This window comes from Streptomyces sp. NPDC001890 (assembly GCF_042891445.1).
Taxonomy (GTDB): Bacteria; Actinomycetota; Actinomycetes; order Streptomycetales; family Streptomycetaceae; genus Streptomyces.
The window spans coordinates 225677-250810 of sequence record NZ_JBIATE010000009.1; the positions used below are offsets into that span (position 1 = coordinate 225677).

A 25134-nucleotide genomic window follows, 5' to 3' on the forward strand; every position below is an offset into this window, starting at 1 on the left:
CTGTCAGTTCTGCGCCCGCTCCACCTGGGACCCGACCTGCGCCGCGGCCTTCTTCAGCTGCTCCGCCGGGTCGGCGTCCTCGCGGGTCAGTACGGCCTGTACGGCGCTGTCGAGGGCCTTGTAGACGTTCTGCGCCTCGACGGGCGGCTCGATGGCCAGTTCGTAGTCGCCGAGCGTGCTGCTGTACGGGGCGAAGTTCCCGACCGGCACATTGGCCTGCTCGTCGACCGCGGCCTGGACCGGATCGGCGATGGCCGGCTTGTAGAACGGCACGGTCGGCACACCGATGGCGGCACCGTCCTTCTTCTTGGCCACCGCGTCCTTCTCGGCGAGCCCGGCGTCGTACTTGGTGGACAGGTAGTAGAAGTCGATGAACTTCGCCGCAGCCTCGCGCTGCTGCTCGGTGGCCCTGGGGCTGATCACCGCGATGGTGCCGCCGGCCAGGGTCCGCTTGCCGCTGCCGTCGACGGGCATGGCGCCGAGGCCGATGGTCTTCGGGTCGCCCTTGTACTGCTGGATGTAGTGGCCGACCATGCTCGGTCCGGCGATCGTCATGCCGATCTTCCCGGCGGAGAAGTCCTTCTCCATGTCGGTGATGTTTCGCAGTTGGTTCTTGCCCATCGAGTCGTCCGTCCAGCGCATCTCCTTCAGCGTCTTCAGCGACTTCTCGGCGCCGCTGCCGGAACGGTCGAAGGTGTTGGCCCACTTGCCGCCGGACTCCTCCTGCATGCTGTCGCCGAAGGAGTACGCCATCGCGGTGAGCATCCAGCCGCCGGTGTTCTCCTTGGTCATCTGCGCGTATCCGGTGGCGTCGGTCTTCTCCGAGATCGCCTTGGCCGCCGCACGGACCTCCGACCAGCTGGTCGGCGGCTTGTCCGGGTCGAGTCCGGCCTTCTCGAACAGGTCCCGGTTGTAGACCAGACCGAGGGCGTACTCCTCGGTGGGAATGCCGTAGAGCTTGCCGTCCACTCCCTTCGCGGGCCCGAGGGCGACGTCGTTGAAGTCCGCGCTGTGCTTCAGCTTCTTGAACTCCGAGCTGAGATCGGCGATCTGCCTGCGCTTGATCAGGCCCGACATCTCGGTCAGCGGCACCCGTACGACCGTCTCCAGACTGCCGCCGCCCACCTTGGTCTGGAAGCTCTGCTGGTCGTACTGGTACTCGTTCGTCCTGATCCTGATCTTGGGGTTCGCCTTCTGGAACTCCGCGACCCGTGCGTCGAACGTCCTGAGCGCGGCCGCGTTGGTGGCGGGCGGGCGCCCGGAGACGGTGATCGTCACCGTGCCGTCGGCGGCCGTGTCGCTGCCGGAACCGGAACACGAGGCAAGCACGCAGACGAGCGCACCCGCGGTGACGCCCGTCAGGGCGATGCGCAGGGAGGGTCTCATCGGGGACTCCATTCAGGGGCAGACCGGAAACCGGCTGGAAAGCGTTTTCCAGCCGGGGTCACCTTGCACCGCCCGATATCGCCGCGTCAATGGGTTCGGTGCGGGCATCCGACCCGGAGCCCAACGAATGCCCCTTGCCGCAGCGTAGATGGCGGCTTAGCCTCTGGAAAACGTTTCCCAAGCGTTTTCCCGAGATCGTCGGTCCGACGATCGCGAGCTGGAGGACATCCCGTGCACCCTGCCTGGTCGGCCGCCGAGTACGACCGCGCCCTGCTGCGAGCAGCCCTTGCCGAGGGCGACCGCTGCTGGGACTCCGAGGCGAACCTGCTGCAGGTCGAAGCCCCGTACAACCCCATCCACACCCACATCAAGGGCGGTCTCGCACACCCCACGCGCAACTCCCTGCACTACGCCCTCCTGTTGCTGGAGCGGGGCGGCGAGGGCGATGCCGAGCGGGCCCATGCCGTGATCCGGCGGATCGCCGGGCTCCAGGACCGGTCGCCGGAGAACGCCACCTACGGCATCTGGGGCTACTACGCCGAGGAACCGGCGGCCGAGATGGACCCGGCCGACTGGAACTGGGCGGACTTCCTCGGCATCGCCCTGCTGCTGGTGGACGCCCGCCACGGCGACGGTCTGCCGGCCGATGTGCGGCACGAACTGCGGGAGTCGCTGCGGCACGCGGCCGCGTCGATCGTCCGCAGGAACGTGCATCTGACGTACACCAACGTCGCCGTCATGGGCACCTTCGTGACACTCGCCGCCGGGAAACTCCTCGGCGACGAAGAGCTGTTCGCGTACGGCAAGGACCGCATGGTGCGGCTCTCGCAGGCCATCGACGGCACCGGCAGCTTCACCGAGTTCAACAGCCCGTCCTACTGGGGCGTCGTGCTCCAGACCCTCACCCTGATCAGGGAGCACGTCGACGACGAGGAGGTGCTGGAGCTCAACGACCGGCTGCACGACCGGCTCTGGCTGCACTTCCTGGCCCGCTGGCACCCGCCGACCCGCCAGCTCTCCGGCCCGATGGCCCGCTGTTACAGCAACGACCTGGGGGTGCCGCCGTTCCTGGCGAAGGCGGTGCGCGGTGAGCTCGGCGCGCCGGTGCCCAGCCCGGTCCGGGGCGAGATGGCGACCGGGGTGGAGTCCTGCGTGGACTACCGGATGCCCGACTGGGTCCTGCCCCGGCTGCGGGAGCTGCCGAGCGAGCACGAGCACCGGGAGCTGTTCACCCAGGCCCCGTCCCCGGAGACGGGCACCACCTGGCTGGACGCGGTCACCACGCTGGGCAGCGTGAACCACCAGGACACCTGGCTGCAGCGGCGCCCGCTGTTCGGCCACTGGGTCCGCCCGGACGGGACCGCAGGGCATCTGCACGTCCATCTGATGAAGGACGACGGGGCGGAGGACTTCGATTTCGCCTCGGGCGTGCTCTCCACCGTGCAGAGCGGTCCGCACGTCGCCTGGCTGGCGGGGTTCGCCTGCCCGGCAGGCGACCGGCATCACCACCTCGACATGATCGGACCGGGCGACCGGTTCCGGGCGCGGTCGCTGCGGCTGGTGGTGGACGCGATCGGCGCGCCGCCCGTGACGGAGGCGTCCGCGATCGACGGAGGGCTCGAACTCGACCTGGGCACGGCCCGGCTGGACTTCCGGCTGGCCGGCGGCTCGTTCGGCGGCCGTACGCCGACGGCCCGGCTGGTGCCGCGCGCCGACGGGGTACGGATCGAGGTGGTGCTCTTCGAGAGCGCGACCCCGGCCGAACTGGACTGGGCGGCGCTCGGCGACACCTTCGCGGCGGGGGCCCTGTCCCTGGTGCCGTCCGGCGCGCGGCGGGGTGCGGAGCCCGGTCCCGAGGTGACGGTGGCCGGTGACCACGCCGAGGTGCGGTGGACGACCCCGCGGGGGCACCGGCTCACGGTGCGCGGCGGCCGGTCGGTCGTCTCCCGCGAGGTGCACGCCGCGCTGCACTCCGCGACGCTGGACGGCGCGGCGCCGCCGTCGCCCCGCCTCTCGGATTCGCCGCTCGTTCCGTAGGACACCGGACCCGGTCGGCCGCGGGCTGCCCGCGGCCGGCCGGGCGGCGCCGCGACGTGAGCGTTCAGCCGGCCGGGCCGGTGGTCGCCGGCGCACGAGGGGCGGGAACGGGCCGGGTGAGGTATCCCGGAAGCATGGCTTCCCCGCGCTTCCTGCATTCGGTCCGTGAGTCCCGAAGGCGCAGGAACGCGCTCCTGGCGATGCCGTTCGTGCTGATCGCCGTCGTCACGGTGGTCGACCTGCTCGCACCGCCGGATGTCCATCTCGGCCCGTTCCTGGTGGCCGCGCCCGCGATGACCGCCTCGTTCACCGGTCCGCGCATGACCGCCTTCGTCGGCCTGGTCGCCGTGCTGGCACAAGTCCTGGTGGCCGCGCGCACCAGTCTCATCGACCTCAACCACACCTACCAGATCATCGCGCTCGTGCTCATCTCCGTCATGGCCACCTTCTTCGCCCACCTGAGGGTCCGCAGCGAGCGGGCCGTGACCCAGCTGCGTTCGGTGGCCGAGGCGGCACAGCACGTGGTGCTGCGTCCGCTGCCCGGACGGAGCGGCCCCCTGCGCATCTCCTCGGTCTATCTGGCGGCGGAGGAGGAGGCGCAGATCGGCGGCGACCTCTATGCCGCCGCCCGCACCACGGGAGGCACCCGCGTGATCATCGGCGACGTACGTGGCAAGGGGCTCGCCGCGATCGGCGAGGCGGCGAGCGTCCTGGGCGCCTTCCACGCGCTCTCCCGCCAGCGGTGGCCGCTGCCCGAACTGGTGGGTCAGCTGGAGACGAGCATCGCGCCGTCCCCCGACGACGCGGCCGAGGCGGGCATGGACGAGGACGACGACCCGGACCTCGCGGAGTCGTTCGTCACCGCGGCCGTGCTCGACATCCCCGACGACGACGCCGAGATCCACCTGGTCAGCTGCGGTCATCCGCCGCCGCTCCTGCTGCGGGCGGGCGGGGTGATCCCCCTCGATGTCCGGACGCCGGCCCCGCCGCTCGGCCTGACCCGTCTGGTGATCACCGAACACGCGGCGGAGACGTTCCGCTTCGAGGCCGGTGACACCCTGCTCCTGTACACCGACGGCGTCATCGAGTCCCGGGACCGGTCGGGGCACTTCTATCCGCTGCGGGAACGGGCCGCTTCACGGTCCGGCACCGGCCCCGAAGCGCTGCTGGAATCCTTGTGCGCCGACCTGTTGCGGCACGCGGGAGGCAGCCTGGGGGACGACGCGGCGCTGGTCGCCATCGAACGCCTGCCCGCCTCCGCATGACGGCCCCCGGCGCCCCCCGCGGGGCTCACGGTGCGAGGGTGCCGAGCAGTTCCGCGACCGTGGCGGTGGACCGCATCTCGTCGGCCAGGCGCTCGGCACGGGCACGGTAGGAGGGTTCCTGGAGAACCCGTTCGGTGGCCGCGCGAATGGCCCGTACGTCGTCGGCGCCCAGCACCGCCGCCTCGTCCGCCGGGCCGCCGGTCGGGGTGACAGCCGCCCCCGCCCCCGCGTCGGCCACCAGCCGGGCGTTCACCGGCTGGTCCGCGAAGAGCGGGACGCAGACCAGCGGGACACCGGCCGCCAGGGCGCCGAAGACCGTCCCGGAGCCGCCGTGGCAGACCACCAGGGACGCACTGCGCAGGACGTCCGCCTGCGGCACCCACTGCTCCGCATGGACCTGGGACGGCAGCGGTCCGAGGTCCGCCGCCCCGATGAGGTGTCCTGTGGTGAGCAGTACCCGCACCGGCAGTTCGCTCACCGCCTCGACGAGCGCCCGGTACAGGCCGACCGCGGTCGGCATCGCACCCGCCTCGGTGCCCAGGGTGAGATGGACCAGCGGTTCCGCGGCCCCGCCCCATCGGTCCGGCAGCGCGCCCGGTCGGGGGGTTTCGTGGTAGCGGTGGGTCACGGCGTACGACGAGGGGTCCAGGGAAGCCGGCAGGCGGGTCAGATACGGGGTGGCGAGGAGACGTTCCGTGATGCCCGTGCCGTACGGGGCGAACACGGGCGTGAGCAGGGTGTCGGTGGACCGGGTGAACCGCGCGGCCGAGACCGCGACCCGGAGCCGCGGGATGCCCAGCCGCTCGGCGGCCACCACCGACGCGAACTCGTACGCCTCGTGCACGACGAGGTCGGGCCGCCAGTCGCGGCACGCCTCCTCCAGCGCGGGAAGCATCGCGGCGATCCCGAGCCGGCCGAACACCTCCGTGACCATCACCGCGACGCCGTCGTCCGGGGGCAGCGCCAGAGCGGGCTCCATGGCCCGCGCGATCTCCTCCTGGGGCGGTTCCCCGCCGATGCGGTAGGGCTGTTTCCGGGTCGCCAGTAACGATTCGAGTGCCGGTGGAGCGACGACGAGGACGTCGTCACCCCGCTCCGTGCACGCGTCGATGAGGGGGACGAGGGGGTGGAAGTGGCCCGGTCCGCGAGTCGAGGCGAAAAGTACACGCATGGGACAGAGCCTAGGGATGTCCGCCTGCCGCCCACAGGACCGGTTTCCGCCTGATTGTGCGCGTTACCGGCGTGTTCTTGATGTTTGTGCGCCGCGGGCGCGGCCCGCGAGCACGGCGGCCAGGACGCCGGGCACGAGCAGCAGCCCGAAGGCTGCGGCGTAGCCGACGTGGTCGTCGGATCCGCCGCCCAGGAAGGCGTTGAAGACGGCGGAGGCGATGCCCAGAACCAGGATCTGGCCCAGATTCTGGGTGGTCTGCATCGCGCTGCTGGCGTAGCCCTGCCGGCCCGCCGGGGCGTGGGCCAGGGACAGCACGGTGAGGGACGGGGCGAGCAGGCCCATGCCGACCGCCGCGACGACCATCGAGGACGCGGCAGTGATCGCCGGCATCCCCGGCAACGACCCCACGGAGGCGATCACGATCGCCACCACCTGCACCGACGCCCCCACCACGACCAGCCTGTGCCGGGGCGTCCGCTCCGGCAGGCGGCCCTGCACCCAGGAGGCGGCGGCCCACGCCAAGGCGGCGCCGGTGAAGGCCAGCCCCGTCACCACGGGCGCCACGTCCCGGCCGGTGACCAGCATCAGCGGCACGAACGCCTCCAGCGTGAAGAACACTCCCGAACTCAGCCCGCGCAGCAGCACCGTGGCCGGCAGCCCGCGCGCGGCACGCCAGGTGCCCGCCGGCAGCAGCCGGAAGGCGAACAGCACCATCAGTGCGAGTCCCGCCACCGCGAACAGCAGATGGCGCGTGTCCCAGCCCGAGACGCCGTACTGGCCCAGCGCCGCGCCCACGCTCACCGCCACCGCGATCGTCACGGCGGGGCGCGGGGTCCGCTCCTTCGACGGCGCGGGCACCGCCTTCCAGGAACGGCCGTTCAGCAGGGCCACGACCGCCAGCGCCGGAAGCGCGGTGAGCGCCGCCAGGCCGTAGAAGACCGCACGCCAGGACCACCACTCGGCCACCAGCCCGGCCAGCGGAGGACCGACCAGTGACGGGATGATCCAGCAGGCGCTCATCAGCGCCAGGGCACGCGGCTGGAGCCGCTCGGGATACGCCTGGCCGATCGCGGTGTTGATCGCCACCGCGACCATCCCGCCCGCCACGCCGTCCACGAAGCGCCCGGCGGCCAGTTGCCAGATCGAGGTGCTGCTCGCCGAGACCAGCAGGGTGACCACGGCGAGCACCATGCCCGCCGCCAGCGGACGGTTCGCCCCCGCCCGGTCGGCCCAGTGACCGCCCAGCACTCCGCCCAGCAGGCTCGCGGCCACGAAACAGCCCGCCACCAGCGGGAAGAGCGACACCCCGTCCAGATCCCGGGCCGCCGTCGGGAGCGTGGGCACCACGGCCAGTGCGGCGAGGCCGGTCAGGAACATCACCGCGGCGAAGCTGGAGGTGGCCGCCGCGTACGTCCGGGAGAAGATGCCCTCTGCGGACTCGGATCCCAGGGGCGGCAGGCCGGCTGTCGTCGTCCGTCGGCCGTCTTCCCCGGTGGGCGGTTCCGCGGACGTCGTACGCGGTTCGCGCGAGGGGCTCTTCGGGGCATCGGTCACGGGCGCACAAGCTATGTCGGCCCCATGAGCGCGTGCCACTGGTTTTCCGCGCACACCGCCGTCCCGGAAACCGCCCGGGGCACGGACCTGACGGCCACCGCGGGGCCTCCCCCGGCGGCCGGGAAGCGGACCGGAGCGCCGGGGAAGGGGGCCGGCCCTCGGAGGGCCGGGGCGCAACCGGGCCACTGCCCGTACCTTGATCCTCGCCCCGGACCGCGTGTCGCGCATCCTGGCGCGGACCGGTCCTGAGTCGACGCGGACGAACCGGCCGGTGGGCCGTGCCCCGGCCGTGCGGGGCACGGCCCACCGTGAAGCGTCGGCCGCTGTTGCCGCTGTCGGCGCGGATTCACCGACAGCGGGCGGTCACAGGGTGCGTTCGAGGCGGTCGGCCATCAGCCTGACGAAGCGCGACGGGTCGCCCAGTTCGCCGCCCTCGGCCAGCAGCGCCAGGTCGTGGAGCAGTTCTGCCGTCTCCTGGAGTCCGGTGCCGTCGTCCGCGCCGCGTTCGGCGTGTGCCCGGTTGAGGCCGCTGACCAGCGCGTGCTCCGGGTTGAGTTCGAGGATGCGCTTGACCTCGGGAACGGGCTGGCCCATGGCGCGGTACATGTTCTCCAGGGCCGGCGTCAGGTCGTGCGTGTCCGAGACGATGCAGGCGGGCGAGACGGTGAGGCGCGAGGAGAGCCGTACTTCCTTGACGGTGCCGCTCAGCCGGTCCGTCATCCAGCCGAGCAGATCCGCGTACTCCTGCTGCCGGCCCTCGCGCTCGGTCGCGGCCTCCTTCTTCTCCTCCTCGGTCCCGAGGTCGACCTCCCCCTTGGCCACGGACCGCAGCTTCTTGCCGTCGAACTCCGGCTCCGCCTCGACCCACACCTCGTCGACGGGGTCGGTGAGCAGCAGCACCTCGACGCCCTTGGCGCGGAACGCCTCCATGTGCGGGGAGTTCTCGATGGCCTGACGGGACTCGCCCGTCACGTAGAAGATGTGCTCCTGGCCGTCCTTCATCCGCTCCACGTACTGCCGCAGCGTGGTCGGCTCGTCCTTGTCGTGGGTGGTGGCGAAGGACGCGATGCCGAGGATGGTCTCGCGGTTCTCGAAATCGCTCAGCAGCCCTTCCTTGACGACCCGGCCGAACTCCCGCCAGAACGTGGCGTACCGCTCCGGCTCGGCGGTCATCATGTCCTTGACCGTCGACAGCACCTTCTTCGCCAGCCGACGGTGCATCAGCTGGATCTGGCGGTCCTGCTGGAGGATCTCCCGCGACACGTTGAGCGACAGGTCCTGCGCGTCGACGACACCCTTGACGAAGCGCAGGTACGGCGGCATCAGCGCTTCGCAGTCGTCCATGATGAAGACGCGCTTCACATAGAGCTGGATGCCGCGCTGGTACCCCTGCATGAAGAGGTCCTGGGGCGCGTGCGACGGGATGAAGAGCAGTGCCTGGTACTCGAAAGTGCCTTCCGCCTGAAGACGGATGGTCTCCAGCGGGGCACTCCAGTCGTGGCTGATGTGCTTGTACAGCTCGTGGTACTCGTCGTCGGTGACCTCGTCGCGCGAGCGCGCCCACAGCGCCTTCATCGAGTTGAGCGTCTCGGGCTCGCGCGGGGCGTCGTCGGCCCCTTCCGCGCCGTCCGCGCCCTCCGCGGCCTCGGGCACCATCCGGACCGGCCAGGTGATGAAGTCCGAGTACCGCTTGACGATCTCCCTGATCTTCCATGGGGAGACGTAGTCGTGCAGCTGGTCGTCGGTGTCCTCCGGCTTGAGCCGCAGCGTGACGGAGGTTCCCTGGGGAGCGCTGTCGACGGTCTCGATCGTGTACGTGCCCTCGCCGGAGGACGTCCACCGGGTGCCCTGGCTCTCACCCGCGCGCCGGGTCAGCAGTGTGACCTCGTCGGCCACCATGAAGCTGGAGTAGAACCCGACACCGAACTGACCGATCAGGCCGTCGGCCGCGGCGTTCTCCTCGGCCTCCTTGAGCTCCCGCAGGAACTTCGCGGTGCCCGAGTTCGCGATGGTCCCGATGAGCTGGACCACTTCGTCGTGAGACATCCCGATGCCGTTGTCCCGCACGGTCAGCGTGCGGGCCTGCCGGTCGGTCCCGATGGCGATGTGGAGGTCGGACACATCCGCGTCGAGCGAGTCGTCGCGCAGTGCTTCGAGCCGCAGCTTGTCGAGCGCGTCGGAGGCGTTGGAGACGAGTTCACGCAGGAACACGTCCTTGTTCGAGTAGATCGAGTGGATCATCATCTGCAGAAGCTGGCGCGCTTCCACCTGAAACTCGAACGTCTCAGTGGGCATAATCCGTGATTCCTTCTCAGGTCCGCGGTACGGAAATCGGCCTGAGTACTTTAGATCAGCCGGCCGCGTCGGCGCGGCGCCGCCCTGCCTCCGGTCGGGCCGGTGCCACCGCGTAGCCGTCGGCCGTCCAGCCGCCGTCGCTGACCATCACCTGGCCCGTGATGTTCGCGGACACCCCCGAGGACAGGAACAGGGCGAGGTGCGCGATGTCCTCGGGGCTGCCGAGGCGGCCGCGCGGGGTGCGGCGGCGCAACGCCCCGGTGTCCAGGCGCCCGGCGTCGGAGAGCCGGGTCAGCAGGTCGGTCTCGACGTACCCCGGTGCGAGCGCGTTGACGCGGATGCCGAACGGGGCCCACTCGACGGCCAGGACCTTGGTGAGGGCGGCGACGGCCGCCTTGGTCGCGCAGTACGCCGCGCGCTCGGGTCCGGCCGTCACCCCGTACATCGACGAGGTGGTCAGGATGACGCCCCCGTCGCCCTCGCGCATGAGGCGGGCGGCGGCGCGTGCGCAGACGAAGGCCCCGGTGAGGTTGACGTCCAACGCGGTGTTCCAGCGGTCCAGTTCGAGATCGAGGGACGGTGCGTTGGCGGACACTCCGGCGTTGGCGACCATGACGGACAGCTCTCCCGTCCGGGAGGTGAAGGCGGTGAGGGCCGCCGTCACGGCGTCCTGGTCGCTCACCGGGGCGGTGGCCGCCGCGATCACCTGGCCGGGGTGGCGCGCCTCCATCGCGGGGCGGACCCGGCCCAGTTCGTCGCCGTCGATGTCGAGCAGCAGCACATGGCAGCCGGCGCGTGCGAAGGCGTCGGCCATCGCGAGTCCCAGGCCGCGGGCGGCGCCGGTGACGCATACGGAGCTGCCGCTCAGGTCGGGGTAGATCGCCGCTTCGCTCGTCATGTCCTGTTCCGTTCCGTTCCCGCCCGCACTGCCGCTCTCTTCATCGGTGTTCTCGCTCCTGCTCAGATCATGTGCATGCCGCCGTTCACATGGATGACCTCGCCCTGTACGAAGCTCGCCGCGGGCGAGCAGAGGAAGGCGACGACGGAGGCCACTTCCTCCGGCCTGCCCAGGCGGCCCAGGGGCGTGGTGGCGAGAGCGGTGTCGCCCCGGTCGGCGACGTAGTCGCGGGTCATGGGGGTCTCGATGATGCCGGGCGAGACCATGTTGATCCGGGCCCTGGAGCCGAGTTCCCAGGCGAGGCTGCGGGAGAAGGCGAGCAGTGCGCCCTTGGTCGCGGCGTAGTGCGCGTGCCGGACGCTGCCGCGGTGACCGGCCATGGAGGTCAGATTGACGATGCTGCCGCCCTCGTTGAGGTGGGGCAGCACGGCGCGGGTGAGGTAGAAGACACCGTTGAGGTTGACCGAGATGACGGTGTTCCACTGTTCGTCGGTCATGTCGGCGACGGCCTGCTCGGGATAGATCCCGGCGGCGGGTACGAGGAAGTCGACCGAGCCGAACGTCTCGACGGCTGCGGCGACGAAGGCGTTGTTGCTCTGGGGCGAGGCCGCGTCCAGGGTGCGGGTGATCACGGTGGCGCCCGTGGGGTCGAGTGTCGCGGCGAACTCCTCCAGTGCCCCGGCGTTCAGGTCGCCGAGCACCAGGTTGGCGCCTGCCGCGTGGAACTGGCGGGCCACCTCGCGGGCGATTCCGCCGCCCGCGCCGGACAGGAGGAGGGTCCGGCCTTCGAAGGGGCCGGCGTCAGTCTGCGGGGCCTGCTGCGTCTGCTGCGTGGTCACTGTCATGGTCTTCCTCTGTGAACAGTTCGGGATGCTGGGCCAGTTCGAGCCGTGTGCGGCGGATGTGGCCGGTGAGAAAGCGTTCGGCGTCGACGGTGTCGCCCCGCTTGATCGCGTCGATGATCAGGCGGTGTTCGGCGTGGATCAGTTCCCAGCCGGTGTCACCGGCGAGCCGGGCGAAGGCGCGGCGGTAGTGCTGGGTGGTGTTCCAGAACCGGTCGACCATGGCGGTGATCTGGGCGACGCGGCATCCGGCGTAGGTGAGCAGGTGGAGACGGCCGTCGAGGGCCAGGAATCGGTCCACGTCGGTGGTGAGCTCGATCTGCCGCGCGATCGTCTCCAGTTCGGCGATCTGCGCGGCGGACAGATGGGGGATGCTCTCGCCGAGGGCGAGCGGTTCCAGGCGTTCGCGGATCTTGTAGACGCCCTCGCACTCCGCCATGTCCATCCTGGAGACCCACGCGCCGCTGTTGGACTTCACGACGGTCAGGCCCTCGGCCGCCAGTATCCGCAGGGCCTCGCGTACGGGCAGTCGGCTGGCGCCGAGCTGCGCGGCGACCTGCTCCTGCATGATCCGTGCGCCGGGGCGCAGTTCACCGCTGAGGATGGCGGCACGCAGATGGTCCGCGACGCGCTGGCTGGCGACGGCGGCGCTGGAGCCGGGCGTGTCCGATCCGGTGGTCGGCTTGCGTGACATGGTTCTCCCTGGTGCGGTTGCGCGGCGGCGGGTGGGGCCTGTGCGTCGTGGGCGTCGCTTTCAGACGGAAGGCTGCCACAGCAGTACCGGTGAGTCGGCCTCGTACCGCTTGCCGCCCGGATAGGAGACCAGCTCCAGCTGCATCCCCCAGGGCGTGAGGAAGTAGACCCAGCGCTGCCCCTCGCTCGGGCCGGAGCTGGCCGTGGGTTCGCCCAGGATCCGTACGCCGTGCCGTCGCAGGTGTGCCACGGCGGCGTCGAGGTCGGTGACGTAGAAGGCGAGATGGTGGCCACCGACGTCGCTGTTGCGCGGCGGCCGCGTCTGCTGTCCGGGGGCCTCGTACTCGAAGATCTCGAAGTTCGGACCGCCCGCGCAGCGGAAGAAGCGCAGCTCGCGCATCACGGCGCGCGGGTGGACGCCGAGGTGGTCGCTCATCCAGGTGCCGTCGGAGCGGAACGGGCCGAGCGAGTAGACGTGCTCGCAGCCGATCACCTCGACGAAGAACCGGGTCGCCTCTTCGAGGTCGGGAACGGTGAAGCCGATGTGCTCGACGCCGGCCAGCCCGGGAAGTCCCCGCTCCCGGTCATCTGTGGAATGGATCCATCTATCCGCCATGCGTCTCACCTTGCGCCGTCACATACGCGGTAGTCAATGGACACTCCCGAAATCTGAACGTCACGTTCCGGTAACGAGGTATTGGCTATGGATCCATTCACTGCGACAGTGCTCACCGAATCACACAGGAGAGTGCTCATGCCCACACATCGGAAACTGGCCCCCGCCGCACCCTGGACCGAGGTGACGGCGACCAAGAAGGACTGGCACGGCGCGGACCCCGGGCTGCTGACCTCGATGTTCACCCAGACCCTGCTGATCAGGACCTTCGAGGAGTACGTACTCGACCTCGCGGGCCAGGGACTGGTCCACGGCCCGGCGCACTCCAGCATCGGCCAGGAGGGCGGCGCCGTCGGCTCCGTGCTGCCGCTGACCGGCGCCGACTTCGTCGGAGGTTCGCACCGCGGGCACCACCAGTTCCTCGCCAAGGCACTGGGCTACGTCGCGCCCGACGGCATCGATCTGCGCCGCCCCGTCGACACCGGCGTGCGCACCGTCCTGCAGCGCAGCCTGGCCGAGATCTGTGGCCTGGCCAGGGGCTTCTGCCGGGGACGGGGCGGATCCATGCACCTGCAGTGGCGCGAGGCCGGAGCCATGGGCACCAACGCGATCGTCGGTGGCGGCGTGCCGCAGGCCGCCGGGTTCGCCTGGTCGGCGCGGCAGGCCGGCACCGATGCCGTCTCGGTGACCTACTTCGGGGACGGCGCGGTCAACATCGGTTCCGTGCTGGAGACGATGAACCTCGCCGCCGCCTGGAAGCTGCCGGTCTGCTTCTTCATCGAGAACAACAAGTACGCCGTCTCCACCCACGTGGACGAGGCGACGGCCGAGCCGCGGCTGTCGGCGCGCGGTCTGGGCTTCAACATTCCCAGCTGGCGCGTGGACGGCATGGACCCGCTCGCCACGTACCTCGCCATGAGCGAGGCCGTGGACCACATGCGCGCGGGCCACGGCCCGACCATCGTCGAGGCCGAGGTCTACCGCTTCTTCCACCAGAACGGTCCGTTCCCCGGCAGCGCGTTCGGCTACCGCACCAAGGACGAGGAGAAGGAGTGGCGGGCCCGCGACCCGCTCGCCCTCCTCTCGCGGCAGCTCGTCGAGAACGGCGTCCTGGGCGCCGACGAGATCGAGGAGTGCACGGCGCGGGCCGAGGCGGTCATGGCCGCCATCGGCGACGAGCTGCTGGAGCCCGACCCCGAGGGCAAGCCGGGCACCCGCCGCATCAGGCCCTCCGAGTGGCCCGACCCGTCCTTCCGTGACGTCGGCGTACGCGGCGACCTCAGCGAGTTCGACGACGTACGCGTAGCCGACATCGGCACCGGGCCGGATGCCTTCCAAGGCCGCCTGGAACAGCGGAAGTTCATCGACGTCGTGGCCGAGGTGATGAGCCGGCGCATGGCCGAGGACGAGTCGGTCGTCGTCATGGGCGAGGACGTGCACCGGCTCAAGGGCGGCACCAACGGCGCCACCAAGGGCCTGGCCGAAGCCCACCCGGACCGTGTCCTGGGCACCCCGATCAGCGAGAACGCCTTCGCCGGGCTGGCCGGCGGCATCGCGCTCGACGGCCGGTACAAGCCGGTGGTCGAGTTCATGTACGCCGACTTCATGTGGGTCGCGGCCGACCAGATCTTCAACCAGATCGGCAAGGCCCGGCACATGTTCGGGGGCGACGGACAGGGATCCGGCGTCCCGCTCGTCCTGCGCAGCAAGGTCGCCATGGGCACCGGCTACGGCTCCCAGCACTCCATGGACCCGGCGGGAGTCCTCGCCACGGCCCCGGGCTGGCGGATCGTCGCCCCGTCCACGCCCTTCGACTACGTGGGCCTGATGAACTCCGCGCTGACCTGCAAGGACCCGGTCGTCGTACTGGAGCACACCGACCTGTACAACTCGGTCGGTCCCGGCCCGGTGGACGATTTCGACTACTGCCTGCCGGTGGGAAGGGCGGCCGTGCGCCGCACCGGATCACGGATCACCATCGTCACATACCTCGCGATGACCAACTACGTGCTGGAGGCCGTCGAGCAGCTGGGCCTGGACGCCGAGGTCATCGACCTGCGCTGGCTGGACCGCGCCAGTCTCGACTGGGACACCCTCGGCGCGAGCATCCGCAAGACCAACAACGTGCTCATCGCCGAACAGGGCCCCATCGGCACCTCGTACGGCGGCTGGCTGTCCGACGAGATCCAGCGCCGCTGCTTCGACTGGCTCGACCAGCCGGTCGAGCGCGTCCAGGCCGGCGAGTCCTCGCCCAGCATCAGCAAGGTGCTGGAGCGGGCGGCGATCGCACGGACCGAAGAGGTCGTGGCCGCGCTCCAGCGGGTCACCGGGAACTGACCCTCCCCGTACGGGAGAAGACCCAGGAGGGTTGATCATGGCAGAACTGTTCCGAATGCCCGCCGTGGCCGCCGACGCGGCGACGGCCGTGCTGTCCGCGTGGCAGGTGGCGGAGGGAGAAGCGTTCACGAAGGACGACGCGCTGGTCTCCATCGAGACCGACAAGGCCGAGGTGGACGTCTCCGCCGAGCGGGACGGCGTACTGCTCAAGGCGCTGTACGAGGCCGGCGTCGAGATCGAGGTCGGCGATCCGATCGCCGTGCTCGGCGCCGTCGGCGAGCAGGCCGGTGACCTCGACGCGCTGCTGGCGGAGCTCGGTGTCGGCGTGGCCGCGCCCGGCGAGGCCAAGCAGGCGGTGCGCCGCGACGTACCGGAGGAGCCGGTGGCTCGACCCACGGCCGCCCCGGCGCCCACCGGGCCGGATCGCGGCGGGCGGATCTTCAGCAGTCCGCTGGCCCGCAGGCTGGCCCGGGAGGCGGGCCTCGGCATCGAGACCCTCACCGGCACCGGGCCCGGTGGCCGCGTCGTCCGGCGTGACGTCGAGGCCGCCGTCGCGGCCCGGCAGCCGCAGGCGGCTCAGCCGCCCTCGGCTCCCGTACCCCCGGCAACCGCCCCCGTGCCGGAGTTCGCCGCACCTGCCGTTCCCGCCGCACCGGCCGGCACCGGCGACCACGAGGACATCCCGCACACCCGGATGCGCCGGGCCATCGCCAGGCGCCTGACGGAGAGCAAGCAGCAGACCCCGCACTTCTATCTGCGGGCGACCTGTGCCGTGGACGAGCTGCTCGCCCTGCGGCAGCGGATCAACGCCGTCAGCCCGGTCAAGGTCTCGGTCAACGACCTGCTGATCAAGGCCGTCGCCACGGCACACACCCAGGTGCCCGGGATGAACGCGGTGTGGCAGCCGGAAGCCGTCCGCCGGTTCCGTTCCGTCGACGTCTCGGTCGCCATCGCCACCGACACGGGCCTGGTGACCCCGGTGCTGCGCGGGATCGAGAACCTGTCGGTGTCGGCGATCGCCACGCGGACCCGCGCGTTCGCGGAGCAGGCGCGCTCCGGGGCGCTGCGCCCCGCCGACCTCGAAGGCGGCTCGATCACCGTGTCGAACCTCGGCATGTACGGGGTCGAGGAGTTCGCCGCCATCATCAACCCGCCGCAGGCCGCGATCCTGGCCATCGGCGCCGCACGTGACGAGGCGGTGGTCCGCGACGGCTCGGTCACCGCGGCGAAGGTGCTCGGCGTGGTCCTGTCCGTGGACCACCGTCCGGTGGACGGCGCCGTGGCGGCGCGCTGGCTCGCGGCCTTCACCGAGGCCGTCCAGAACCCGGTCCGGCTCGTCGTCTGAAACCACCCCGGCGGCCGGGCGGCCCGCGACGTCACCGTCGCAGGCCGTCCGGCCCCGCCCCCCCAAGCCCTGTCGTCAAGTCCTGTCGTCCGCATCCGACGGCTGCCAGAGCACACCAAGAGGACACCGATGTCTTTGATCCGCGGTTCCCGCACGTCCAGTGCGCCCACACCACACGAAACCCCGCGCGATGCGCTCGGCGAGCTGGACCAGCGCAATCTGCGGCGGCTGATGCCGCTGCTGCTGGCCGCCTACATCATGTCGTTCCTGGACCGGACCAACATCGGTCTGGCCAAGGAACGCCTGGAGGTCGATCTCGGGATCTCCGCCGCGGCCTACGGGCTGGGCGCGGGGCTCTTCTTCCTCACCTACGCGATCTCCGAGGTGCCCAGCAACCTGATCATGTACCGGGTGGGCGCCCGTTGGTGGATCACCCGGATCATGCTGACCTGGGGCGTCATTTCCGCGTGCATGGCCTTCGTGCAGGGCGAGAAGTCCTTCTACGCCATGCGGCTGCTGCTCGGTGCCGCCGAGGCCGGGCTGCTGCCGGGCATCCTGCTCTACTTCACCTACTGGTTCCGCTCCGAGATCCGCGGCAGGGCCATCGGACTGCTCCTGCTCGGTGCCTCCATCGCCAGCGTCGTCGGAAATCCGCTCGGCGGGCTGCTGATGGAGATGGACGGGATCGGCGGCTGGCACGGCTGGCAGTGGATGTTCGTCATCGAGGGGGTCCCCTGCCTCTTCCTGGCGTTCGCCATCTTCCGCTTCCTGCCCGACGGCCCGGCCGAGGCGCCCTGGCTGACGGCGGACGAGGCCCGGCTGGTCCAGGACGCGGTCACCCGTGAGCAGACCGAGGGCGCCGAGGCGGCGGGCAACGGCTCCGGTTCCGGCTCGCTGCTGACGGTGCTGCGCGACAAGCAGATGCTGCTGGCCATCTTCGCCAACTGGACCCATCAGGTCGCCCTGTACTCCGTCGTCTACTTCCTGCCCGGCATCATCGGTGGCTGGGGCGATCTCTCGCCGTTCACCATCGGCCTGCTGACCGGACTGCCCTGGCTCACCGCGGCCGTCGGAGCCGTACTGGTGCCGCCCCGCGCGACCACGCCCCGGCGCTCCCGCAACTTCGTGGTGGTCGGCCTGCTGATGATGTTCACCGGCCTCGTCGTCGCCGCCGTCGCCGGTCCCGTGATCGCCCTGCTCGGCTTCTGCTTCACCGGCCTGGCGTTCTTCGTCGTCCAGCCCCTGCTGTTCAACTTCCCCGCCACCCGTCTCTCGGGCAAGACCCTCGCCGGCGGCCTGGCGCTGCTCAACACCATCGGCATCACCGGCGGCTTCGTCGGCCCCTACATCATGGGCTACGCCGAGGACGCCACCGGCAACCACCTGTCCGGCCTGTGGGTCTCCATCGTCCTGCTGGCCCTCGGTGCGCTGGCGGCCACGCGGCTGCGCTTCTCCCCCAAGTCCGCGTCCTGACGCACGCATCCCGTGGCGTGGACCCCGTGGGCCCCACGGGGTCCACGGGGTCCACGGGGTCCACGCCATGGGGTGGCCCACTTCCGGCGCTGCTGCCCTCGATTCGTTGGATACGGTATGTGTGACCGTTCACGGCACACTTGCCTTCCAGAAGAGTTGCATCACAGCTTGAATCCCGATACGAGGACCATCAGCCGCGAGCCGCGAGCCGCGAGCCGCGAGCCGCGAGCCGCGAGCCGCGAGCCGCGAGCCGCGAGCCGCGAGCCACGAGCCACGAGCCACGAGCCACGAGCCACGAGCCACGAGCCGCGAGGGTAGCTTCTGGGGGTGGCCATGAACGCTGGGCAACCCCTCCGAGTTCCCGTCGGGCCGGACGCTCCGCGCTGGAGCACGTTTCATGGCGAGAAGACCCTGGTCGTAGCCGCCCGCACCGTCACATCGACCGCGCGGGTCCTCGAATGTCTGCCCGCGCTGCTGCGCGGTGACAGCCGGGTCGCCGTCGTCTTCGCCCACGACCCCACGTCCGCCTTCAACGACGGGGTGCTCGACCTGCTCCACGACTCGGGTTGCCGGGTGATGGAGTGGGAGCAACTGGCCGATGCCGCGCCCGATCTCATCGTCTCCGCGAGTGAGAACATCGACGTGCCGGAGGGTGACTGTCCTGTTCTGGTGCTGCCCCACGGAATCGGTTTCCAGAAGCACGTGCCGGATTCGCGGGCACCGCGCAGCCGCCTGTCCGGTGTGGTGCCGGACCCGCTCCTGGAGTCCGGACGGGCCTGGCTCGCCATTTCGCACCCGGGCCAGGAAGAGCAGTTGCTCGCCACGCATCCGAAGGCGGCCGGACGCACCCTGCTGGTCGGCGACCCCTGTTTCGACGAGCTGCTCGTCAGCCTCGATCAGGCCGGAAGCTATCGGGCCGCCCTGGGCGTCCCGGACGGGCAACGACTCGTGGTGCTCAGTTCCACCTGGGGCCGCACGTCCCTGGTCGGGCAGAACCCCGACCTCCCGGCCCGCCTGCTCGCCGCGCTGCCGTACGACGAATTCCGGATCGCCGCGATCATTCATCCCAACGTCTGGTCGGGGCACGGCGCCTGGCAGATCCGCACCACTCTGGCCGCCGCGCTGGACGCGGGGCTGATCCTGGTTCCCCCCGTCCACGCCTGGCGGCCGGCGCTCGTGGCCGCGGACGCCGTCATCGGCGACCACGGATCGGTGACCCTGTACGGGGCGGCTCTCGGCAAGCCCGTGCTGCTCGCCTCGTTCGGGAGCGATGCCGTGCCGGGTACCGCCGCGGACAGTCTCGGACGGGCCGCACCCCGGCTCGATCCGCTGGGCGACATGGTGCGGCAGATCAGGACCGCCGTCGGCGAGCACACCTCGGAGCGCTACCGAACGATCGGCGAGCAGGCCTTCGACCGGCCGGGGCAAGCGCTCGCCCAACTGCGAACCGCGCTCTACCACCTGATGGGGCTGCCCGAGCCGTCCCCCGGGTTCCCGCCCCGGCTGATGCTGCCCGCACCGGAAGAGGCGGCGACCACGGTCTCCTCCTGGGCCGTGACGACCACGGCCTCCTTCGACGACGAACGGCCGGTCGTCACCGTGCGGCGTCACCCCGCGGCGGTGTCCGGTGCGGAACACGAGACCGGGCAGACCTTCGCCCACCTGGCCTGTGACGACCACGAACGGGACCGACGTCTCATCGAGAGTGCGTCGGTCCTGATCCGGCGGCATGCCCTCCCGACAAGCGCCGCGGCGCTGCGCTGGATCGGGGAGACCCTGCACCGCTGCCCCGGCTGCCGTCTCGCCGCTGTCGCCCTGGACGGGGGTGGCTGCTTGGTGGGGCTGCGCGACGGGCGGGTCGTCGAAGCGGCGATCACCGGTCCCGCGGCCGATCCCGGCCTGCCGGCCGCGGCCGTGTACACCCTGCTGCGCGCGGGAGCGGCGCTGGAAGACGTCATGGTGACGTTGCGCATCGGTGAACTGCGCGACGAGGACGTCTTCCTGCGGCTGCGACCGCGGAGCTCGGCCGGCCCGTTCCTCTGAGGCGTTCCTGCCCCCTACTCCGCTCTGTCGATTCCTTCGATCCGAAGGCGGAGTTCTTCGGCCTGCGGGCTGCCGCCCGCCTCGTAGATTTCCAGGGCCCGCGCCAGGTCGGCTCGTACCGCTTGCGGATCGGCGGCCGAGCGCTCCTTGATTCCGGCCAGGACCACCAGGGCCTGGGCCTCGTAGTGCGTCGCCCGCTGCTCCCGCAGGACGCGGGCGGCTTCGTCCAGCGTGCGGATCGCCTCGTCGTGCTCGCCGAGGTGCTCGTGGGCGAGGCCCATGGCTGCCAGGACCCGCGCCGCCATCCGCGCATCGTGTCGTGCGGTCAGCTCCGTGTGCGCCCCTCGCAGGGTGTTCAGCGCCTCGCCGTGGTCGCCGGCCGCGTCCTGGGCGCAGCCGAGGAAGTAGGCCGCGATGGCAGCGCCCCGCCCTTCGTTCGCCGCGGAACTGAGTTCGAGCGCGCACCGGTAGGCGTCCATGGCGCGGGAGAGGTCGAAGCGTTCCCAGTACCGGCCCGAGAACTCCTGTACGGAGGCCCGCACCACGAGGTCGCCCGATACTGCGGCACAGGCCAGAGCGGTATCGAGTTCCCGACGCGCCGCCTCGTACTCGCCCTGGTCCATCAGCGGGCGCGACAGCAGGCTGCGCAGCCTCGCTTCGGCCGCCGGCTCCAGTGCCGCGGCCGCCGCCCCCAGTTCGAGCGACTCCCGCCAGTCACCGAGGTGCCGGTTGTGGAAGAACAGCGCGGTGAACGCTTCGGAAAGCTGCCACACCTCGGTGCGCAGGGTCTCCTCGCGGCCGGCGGCCCGCAGCACGTCCAGGATGTTGCGGTGTTCCGCTTCCAGCCAGTCCAGGGGCGCCGGACCCCCCTCGGCCGCGAAGGGGTCGGGTGCGGTGGCCAGCAGTGCCGTGAGATCGGCGATACGCAGCCGGTCCTGCCTGATGGAGCGGTCCGCGAGCGCGGTCAGAGCGAGGTAGTGCGTCGTCACCCGCCCCGTCAGGGCGAGCCGTTCGCCTTCCGGTTCCTCCTGGGCGGCGCGTTCCCGGGCGTGGAGGCGTACCAGGTCGTGGAACCGGTAGCGGCCGTCCCCGGCCGGTTCGAGAAGGCTCGCCCGTACGAGCTCCTCCAGCATGGTCCCGGTGCTCGACGTGTCGATGCCGGCCGCCACCGCGGCGACACCCACGTCGAACGTGGCACCCGGCAGCCAGCCCAGGAGCCGGTACAGCCGGGCCTTGTCCGGGGAGAACGCCCGGTAGCCGAGATCGAGCACAGCGGACACCGACCGCTCCTTCCCGAGGGACATTCCCGCCAGCCGGCCGGACTCGTCGGCCAGCTCTCGGGCCAGCCCGGACATCGTGAGCCCGGGGTCGACCAGCAGTCGGGCCGCCACGATGTGCAGGGCCACCGGCAGACCGCCGCACAGGTCCACCAGCCGCCCGGCCGACTCCCGGTCCGCCGCGATCACCGCCTCACCGCAGCGCTCGGTCAGCAACTCCAGCCCACTGCTGCGGTCCAGGGGCCCCACCGGCATCATCCGCGCTCCGTCCAGTGCCAGTTCCCCGAGCAGGCCGCCGCTCGTGACCAGCAGGGCGCTGCCCTCGCCCTTGGGGATGAGGGGGGCCGCCTGGGCCGGCCGGCTCACGTTGTCGAGGACCACCAGCAGCCGCCGGCCCGACGAACGCGACCGGAACAGCCCGGTGCGGTCGGCGAGCGAGGCGGGGATGGTCGACTCGTCGACCCCCAGGGCCCTGAGGCACCGGCGGACGGCTTCGGAGACGTCCCCGCCCTCCGGCTCCTCCCGCAGCGTCGCGAAATCGACGTAGAGCTGGCCATCGGGAAACAGGTCCCGCCTGTCGTCCGCCCAGTGCGACACCAGCGCGGTCTTGCCCACACCCGACATGCCGTACAGCGCGCCGAACCCGACCTTCACCGACCGTGAGCGACCCGTTCCCAGCCAGGCGTCCAGCTCCGCCAGGCGCTTCGAGCGGTTGACGAACCGGAACGGAAGCGGCGGAACCTCGTCCGGCCTGATGTCCGGCCCGACCCCGGGCTGCGCCTGGACGTTGAAGGTGATTCCGCCATGGATCCGCTGTGCCTGGATGCTGTGGCCGTGGATCTCCCCGGACAGGTCGTTGCTGACGTGCGTGGATTCCGTACGGGCGGCGGGTTCCTCGCTCTTCACACCCGCCCCTGGCCGTGAAAGGTCAGACCGGAGAAATTCTGCCCCTGGTTGACCACGTTCCCCGTGCCCCCGCTGACGTTGTTGTTGACCGTCACCGTCGACACACCCGCTGTCCGAGGGGCGATTTCGTCCAGCAGCAGTCGCAGTTCCTGCGCGGCGGCCGGGTCCGCGCGCAGCGCTCGGCGCATCCTGAGCCGCCACTCGTCCTCGATGTCCGCCACGGCATCCGGGTCGTCACCGTCACGGGCCGCGATGAGTTCCGCCCGGGACGCTTCGAGCTCTTCGTCCACACCACCGGTCTCCTCGCCCCGCGCGAGGAATCGTGCCACTCGGTCCCGCGTATGGGTCCAGGCGTCCGAGACCATGTGCCCGAGCAGGGCCGTCGCACCCGATGCCGCAAGCGCCGCCAACTCCGCTTCCACGATGCCCCCGTTGTCTCGCCGTCGTACTGCGCGCGTATGAAGTCACTTCTACCGTAGAGAGCGGACGAGTACTTCGGAAGCGCAACCGGGGGCGCGGCGCGGCGGAGAATCAGCCATTGCGCGACGCCGCGGCCCCGATGGCGAGCCCACCCAGGACGAGGCGACCACGGCGCCCGGACGCGGTTGAGGACGGGCCGGCGGCCGCGGTGCCCGGGAGACGGAGCGAAGCCGGTGCCGGTGGCGCCACCCGCACCGCGCGGCGCCCGCTCCGCCCCGCGCCCGCCGGGCTCAGGTGGCGGGCCGGCTCGCCAGGTACTCGGTCAGGCCCTCACCGGTGAGCGGGTAGTAGTCGGAGAGCCGGCCGCCCGCGTCGAGACGACTGCGCGCGAACTCCTCCCGGTCCTGGTGCAGCAGGGAATCCTCGGAGAGCGGGATCGCGTTCCGCTGCGGCACGACGACGGCGCCGTCCTCGTCGGCCACGATCAGGTCGCCGGGGGTCACCAGGGCGCCGCCGACACCGACGGGCACGTTGAACGCGGACGGGAACAGTTCGGTCTGCGAGGCGTAGTGCGGGGTGACGCCGGTGCACCAGATGGGCACGCCCAGCGCGCGGACCCGGGCCGCGTCCCGTACTCGTCCGTCCACCACGATCCCGGCACCGCCGCGCAGCTTGAAGTAGCGCACGAGCATGTCGCCGAGGCAGCCGGTGAAGTGGCTGCCGTAGGCCGAGACGACGAGCACGTCACCGGGACGGATGGATTCCAGGACACCCCACAGCGCGGTCTTGCGCTCGATGTCCTCCTGCTCCGCGCCGTTGAACACGTCCTCGCGCTGCGGCAGGAACTGCAGTGTCACGGCACCGCCGGTGACCTTCACGTCCGGTTCGCGGTGCAGCGGCACGGGACCGTCGATGAACGTCCGGGTGATTCCCATCTGGTGCAGTTTCGCGCAGGCCGTCGCCGCGCTCACGTCCTTGAGGGCCTCCACCATCTGTGAGGTGGGCCGTACGTAGTCCGCGGTGTGGACCGGCGCTCGCATCGATTCGTAACGACGCCTCTCTCCCGCCCCACTGACGCGGGTCTCCCCCGTCGACGGCGTTTCCTGATCCCCTGTCGGGTTCATGCACTTGCCTCTCCGCGCGCTCGTCGCGCACAACGCCAGTGACATCATCGCCTATCGATGGTAGATAACAGCCAATCGATTAGTGATGTCAATGCGTCAGGAGTCTTCCGTGACCGGTGCTTCCACCGAATCCCCTGATCCCGCCGGGTGGTTCGAGGCCGCCCGCTTCGGACTGTTCGTCCACTTCGGCCTGTACAGCCTGGCGGCCCGGCACGAATGGGTGCGCAGCCGGGAGGCCATGCCGCAGCAGGCGTACGACCGTTACCTGCACCGCTTCGATCCCGATCTCTTCGACGCCGCGCAACTGGCCCGTACGGCACGCGAGTCGGGCATGCGATACGCGGTACTGACCGCCAAGCACCACGACGGATTCTGTCTGTTCGACTCGGCACTGTCCGACTACACCTCGGTGCGCGCGACGGGCCGGGACCTGGTGCGCGAGTTCGTCGACGCGATGCGCGCCGAGGGGCTGCGCGTCGGCCTGTACTACTCGCTGCTGGACTGGCACCACCCCGACTTCACGGTCGACGAGCACCACCCGCTGCGCGGCACCGCGGCCGAGCGGGAGCCGCGTGACATGGCGCGCTACCGCGCGTACATGGAGGGGCAGATACGCGAGCTCCTCACCGCCTACGGCCCGATCGACCTGCTCTTCTTCGACTTCACGTATCCGCAGAAGGGGCCGAAGGAGTGGGGTGCCGAGCAACTCCTCTCCGTAGCCAAGGAGTTGCAGCCGGACATCGTCGTCAACGACCGGCTCGGCATTCCCGGCGACTACGTGACGCCCGAGCAGTACCAGCCCGACCGGCCGCTGGAGCGCGGCGGCGAGCGGGTGAGGTGGGAGGCCTGCCACACGCTCAACGGCTCGTGGGGATACGACCGCGACAACCAGGACTACAAGGATCCCGCTCTGCTGGTCCGCATGCTGGTGCAGTCCGTCGCCTGCGGCGGCAATCTCATCCTGAACGTCGGACCCACCGGCCGCGGCGCCCTGGACCCGCGAGCCCGCGCCACGCTCGGGGCCATCGGCGAGTGGACCCGGCTGCACGCGCGTTCCGTGCACGGCGCGGGGCCGAGCGCGTTCGAGGCGCCGGCGAACGCCCTGTACACGCAGGTCGGCCGCCGTCTGTATCTGCACCTGCTGGCCTGGCCGCTCAAACACCTCCATCTGCCGGGACTGGCCGGGCGGGTGCGCTACGCCCAGCTCCTGCACGACGGTTCGGAGATCCGGTTCCAGGAGATGGACGGCGCCCGGCACGAGCACAACAACCTCGCGCCGCCGAACCAGCCCGCGGGCACCCTGACCCTGACCCTGCCGATCGCCCGGCCGGACGTGCTGCTCCCGGTGATCGAGCTGGAGCTGGACGGGCAGGAGTGATCCCCCCGGCACCCAAGGTCTCGTCGCCGTGCGGTGGTTGCTCGCCGACGGAGCGCCGGCGGGAACCGGGGAAA

18 protein-coding genes are annotated in these 25134 nt (G+C 70.9%); 7 read left to right on the top strand and 11 right to left on the bottom strand.

What is annotated here, in order from left to right; translation table 11 throughout:
* Window positions 1-3 precede the first annotated feature (3 nt).
* Entirely contained in the window at window positions 4-1386 is a 1383-nt protein-coding gene (locus tag ACFYY1_RS23435) for an extracellular solute-binding protein (protein WP_388588590.1), read from the bottom strand.
* A gap of 231 nt (window positions 1387-1617) precedes the next feature.
* Between ACFYY1_RS23435 and ACFYY1_RS23440 the strand changes: the two genes are divergently transcribed.
* Both ACFYY1_RS23440 and ACFYY1_RS23445 read left to right on the top strand, forming a co-directional pair.
* Window positions 1618-3423, top strand: a complete 1806-nt coding sequence (locus tag ACFYY1_RS23440) for a hypothetical protein (RefSeq protein WP_388588593.1) — start codon at window positions 1618-1620, stop codon at window positions 3421-3423.
* 134 nt (window positions 3424-3557) lie between these two features.
* Window positions 3558-4688 (top strand): PP2C family protein-serine/threonine phosphatase, encoded by a 1131-nt coding sequence (locus ACFYY1_RS23445; RefSeq protein WP_388588595.1) that lies wholly within the window; start codon window positions 3558-3560, stop codon window positions 4686-4688.
* Window positions 4689-4713: 25 nt separating this feature from the next.
* Here ACFYY1_RS23445 and ACFYY1_RS23450 read toward each other — a convergent pair whose 3' ends face one another.
* From ACFYY1_RS23450 to ACFYY1_RS23480, 7 genes are all read right to left on the bottom strand, one after another.
* The gene (locus ACFYY1_RS23450) at window positions 4714-5859 is read right to left on the bottom strand and encodes a glycosyltransferase (protein ID WP_388588598.1); all 1146 of its coding nucleotides are present in this window, start codon (window positions 5857-5859) and stop codon (window positions 4714-4716) included.
* A 63-nt stretch (window positions 5860-5922) separates the two neighbouring features.
* The gene (locus tag ACFYY1_RS23455; protein ID WP_388588601.1) at window positions 5923-7413 is read right to left on the bottom strand and encodes an MFS transporter; all 1491 of its coding nucleotides are present in this window, start codon (window positions 7411-7413) and stop codon (window positions 5923-5925) included.
* Between the two features lie 363 nt (window positions 7414-7776).
* On the bottom strand, window positions 7777-9708 hold the full coding sequence (gene htpG / locus ACFYY1_RS23460) for a molecular chaperone HtpG (RefSeq protein ID WP_388588604.1): 1932 nt from the start codon (window positions 9706-9708) through the stop codon (window positions 7777-7779).
* Window positions 9709-9763: 55 nt separating this feature from the next.
* Entirely contained in the window at window positions 9764-10606 is an 843-nt protein-coding gene (locus ACFYY1_RS23465; protein WP_388588606.1) for an SDR family NAD(P)-dependent oxidoreductase, read from the bottom strand.
* A gap of 62 nt (window positions 10607-10668) precedes the next feature.
* Window positions 10669-11451, bottom strand: coding sequence for an SDR family NAD(P)-dependent oxidoreductase (locus ACFYY1_RS23470; RefSeq protein WP_388588609.1), 783 nt, complete (start codon window positions 11449-11451; stop codon window positions 10669-10671).
* Window positions 11408-12142, bottom strand: a complete 735-nt coding sequence (locus ACFYY1_RS23475; protein WP_388588611.1) for a GntR family transcriptional regulator — start codon at window positions 12140-12142, stop codon at window positions 11408-11410. Before ACFYY1_RS23475 ends, ACFYY1_RS23470 begins: the two co-directional genes overlap by 44 nt.
* Before the next feature lie 60 nt (window positions 12143-12202).
* On the bottom strand, window positions 12203-12757 hold the full coding sequence (locus tag ACFYY1_RS23480; protein ID WP_388588614.1) for a VOC family protein: 555 nt from the start codon (window positions 12755-12757) through the stop codon (window positions 12203-12205).
* 138 nt (window positions 12758-12895) lie between these two features.
* On the opposite strand from ACFYY1_RS23480, the gene ACFYY1_RS23485 reads away from it, so the two are divergent.
* The 4 genes from ACFYY1_RS23485 (at window position 12896) to ACFYY1_RS23500 (ending at window position 19955) form a co-directional block, all read left to right on the top strand.
* Complete coding sequence (locus tag ACFYY1_RS23485; RefSeq protein WP_388588617.1) at window positions 12896-15094, top strand: thiamine pyrophosphate-dependent enzyme; 2199 nt, start codon at window positions 12896-12898, stop codon at window positions 15092-15094.
* A gap of 37 nt (window positions 15095-15131) precedes the next feature.
* Window positions 15132-16439, top strand: a complete 1308-nt coding sequence (locus tag ACFYY1_RS23490) for a dihydrolipoamide acetyltransferase family protein (RefSeq protein ID WP_388588619.1) — start codon at window positions 15132-15134, stop codon at window positions 16437-16439.
* Between the two features lie 129 nt (window positions 16440-16568).
* Window positions 16569-17912, top strand: a complete 1344-nt coding sequence (locus ACFYY1_RS23495) for an MFS transporter (protein WP_388588621.1) — start codon at window positions 16569-16571, stop codon at window positions 17910-17912.
* A 333-nt stretch (window positions 17913-18245) separates the two neighbouring features.
* Window positions 18246-19955 (top strand): hypothetical protein, encoded by a 1710-nt coding sequence (locus tag ACFYY1_RS23500; protein ID WP_388588703.1) that lies wholly within the window; start codon window positions 18246-18248, stop codon window positions 19953-19955.
* A gap of 14 nt (window positions 19956-19969) precedes the next feature.
* Here ACFYY1_RS23500 and ACFYY1_RS23505 read toward each other — a convergent pair whose 3' ends face one another.
* From ACFYY1_RS23505 to ACFYY1_RS23515, 3 genes are all read right to left on the bottom strand, one after another.
* On the bottom strand, window positions 19970-22138 hold the full coding sequence (locus ACFYY1_RS23505) for a hypothetical protein (protein WP_388588624.1): 2169 nt from the start codon (window positions 22136-22138) through the stop codon (window positions 19970-19972).
* Window positions 22135-22560, bottom strand: a complete 426-nt coding sequence (locus ACFYY1_RS23510; protein ID WP_388588627.1) for a hypothetical protein — start codon at window positions 22558-22560, stop codon at window positions 22135-22137. Before ACFYY1_RS23510 ends, ACFYY1_RS23505 begins: the two co-directional genes overlap by 4 nt.
* 288 nt (window positions 22561-22848) lie before the next feature.
* Window positions 22849-23598 carry a ribonuclease activity regulator RraA gene (locus ACFYY1_RS23515; protein WP_388588629.1) on the bottom strand — a complete coding sequence of 250 codons (750 nt, stop codon included), beginning with the start codon at window positions 23596-23598 and terminating at the stop codon, window positions 22849-22851.
* Window positions 23599-23767: 169 nt separating this feature from the next.
* Between ACFYY1_RS23515 and ACFYY1_RS23520 the strand changes: the two genes are divergently transcribed.
* Window positions 23768-25060 (top strand): alpha-L-fucosidase, encoded by a 1293-nt coding sequence (locus ACFYY1_RS23520; protein ID WP_388588631.1) that lies wholly within the window; start codon window positions 23768-23770, stop codon window positions 25058-25060.
* Window positions 25061-25134 lie beyond the last annotated feature (74 nt).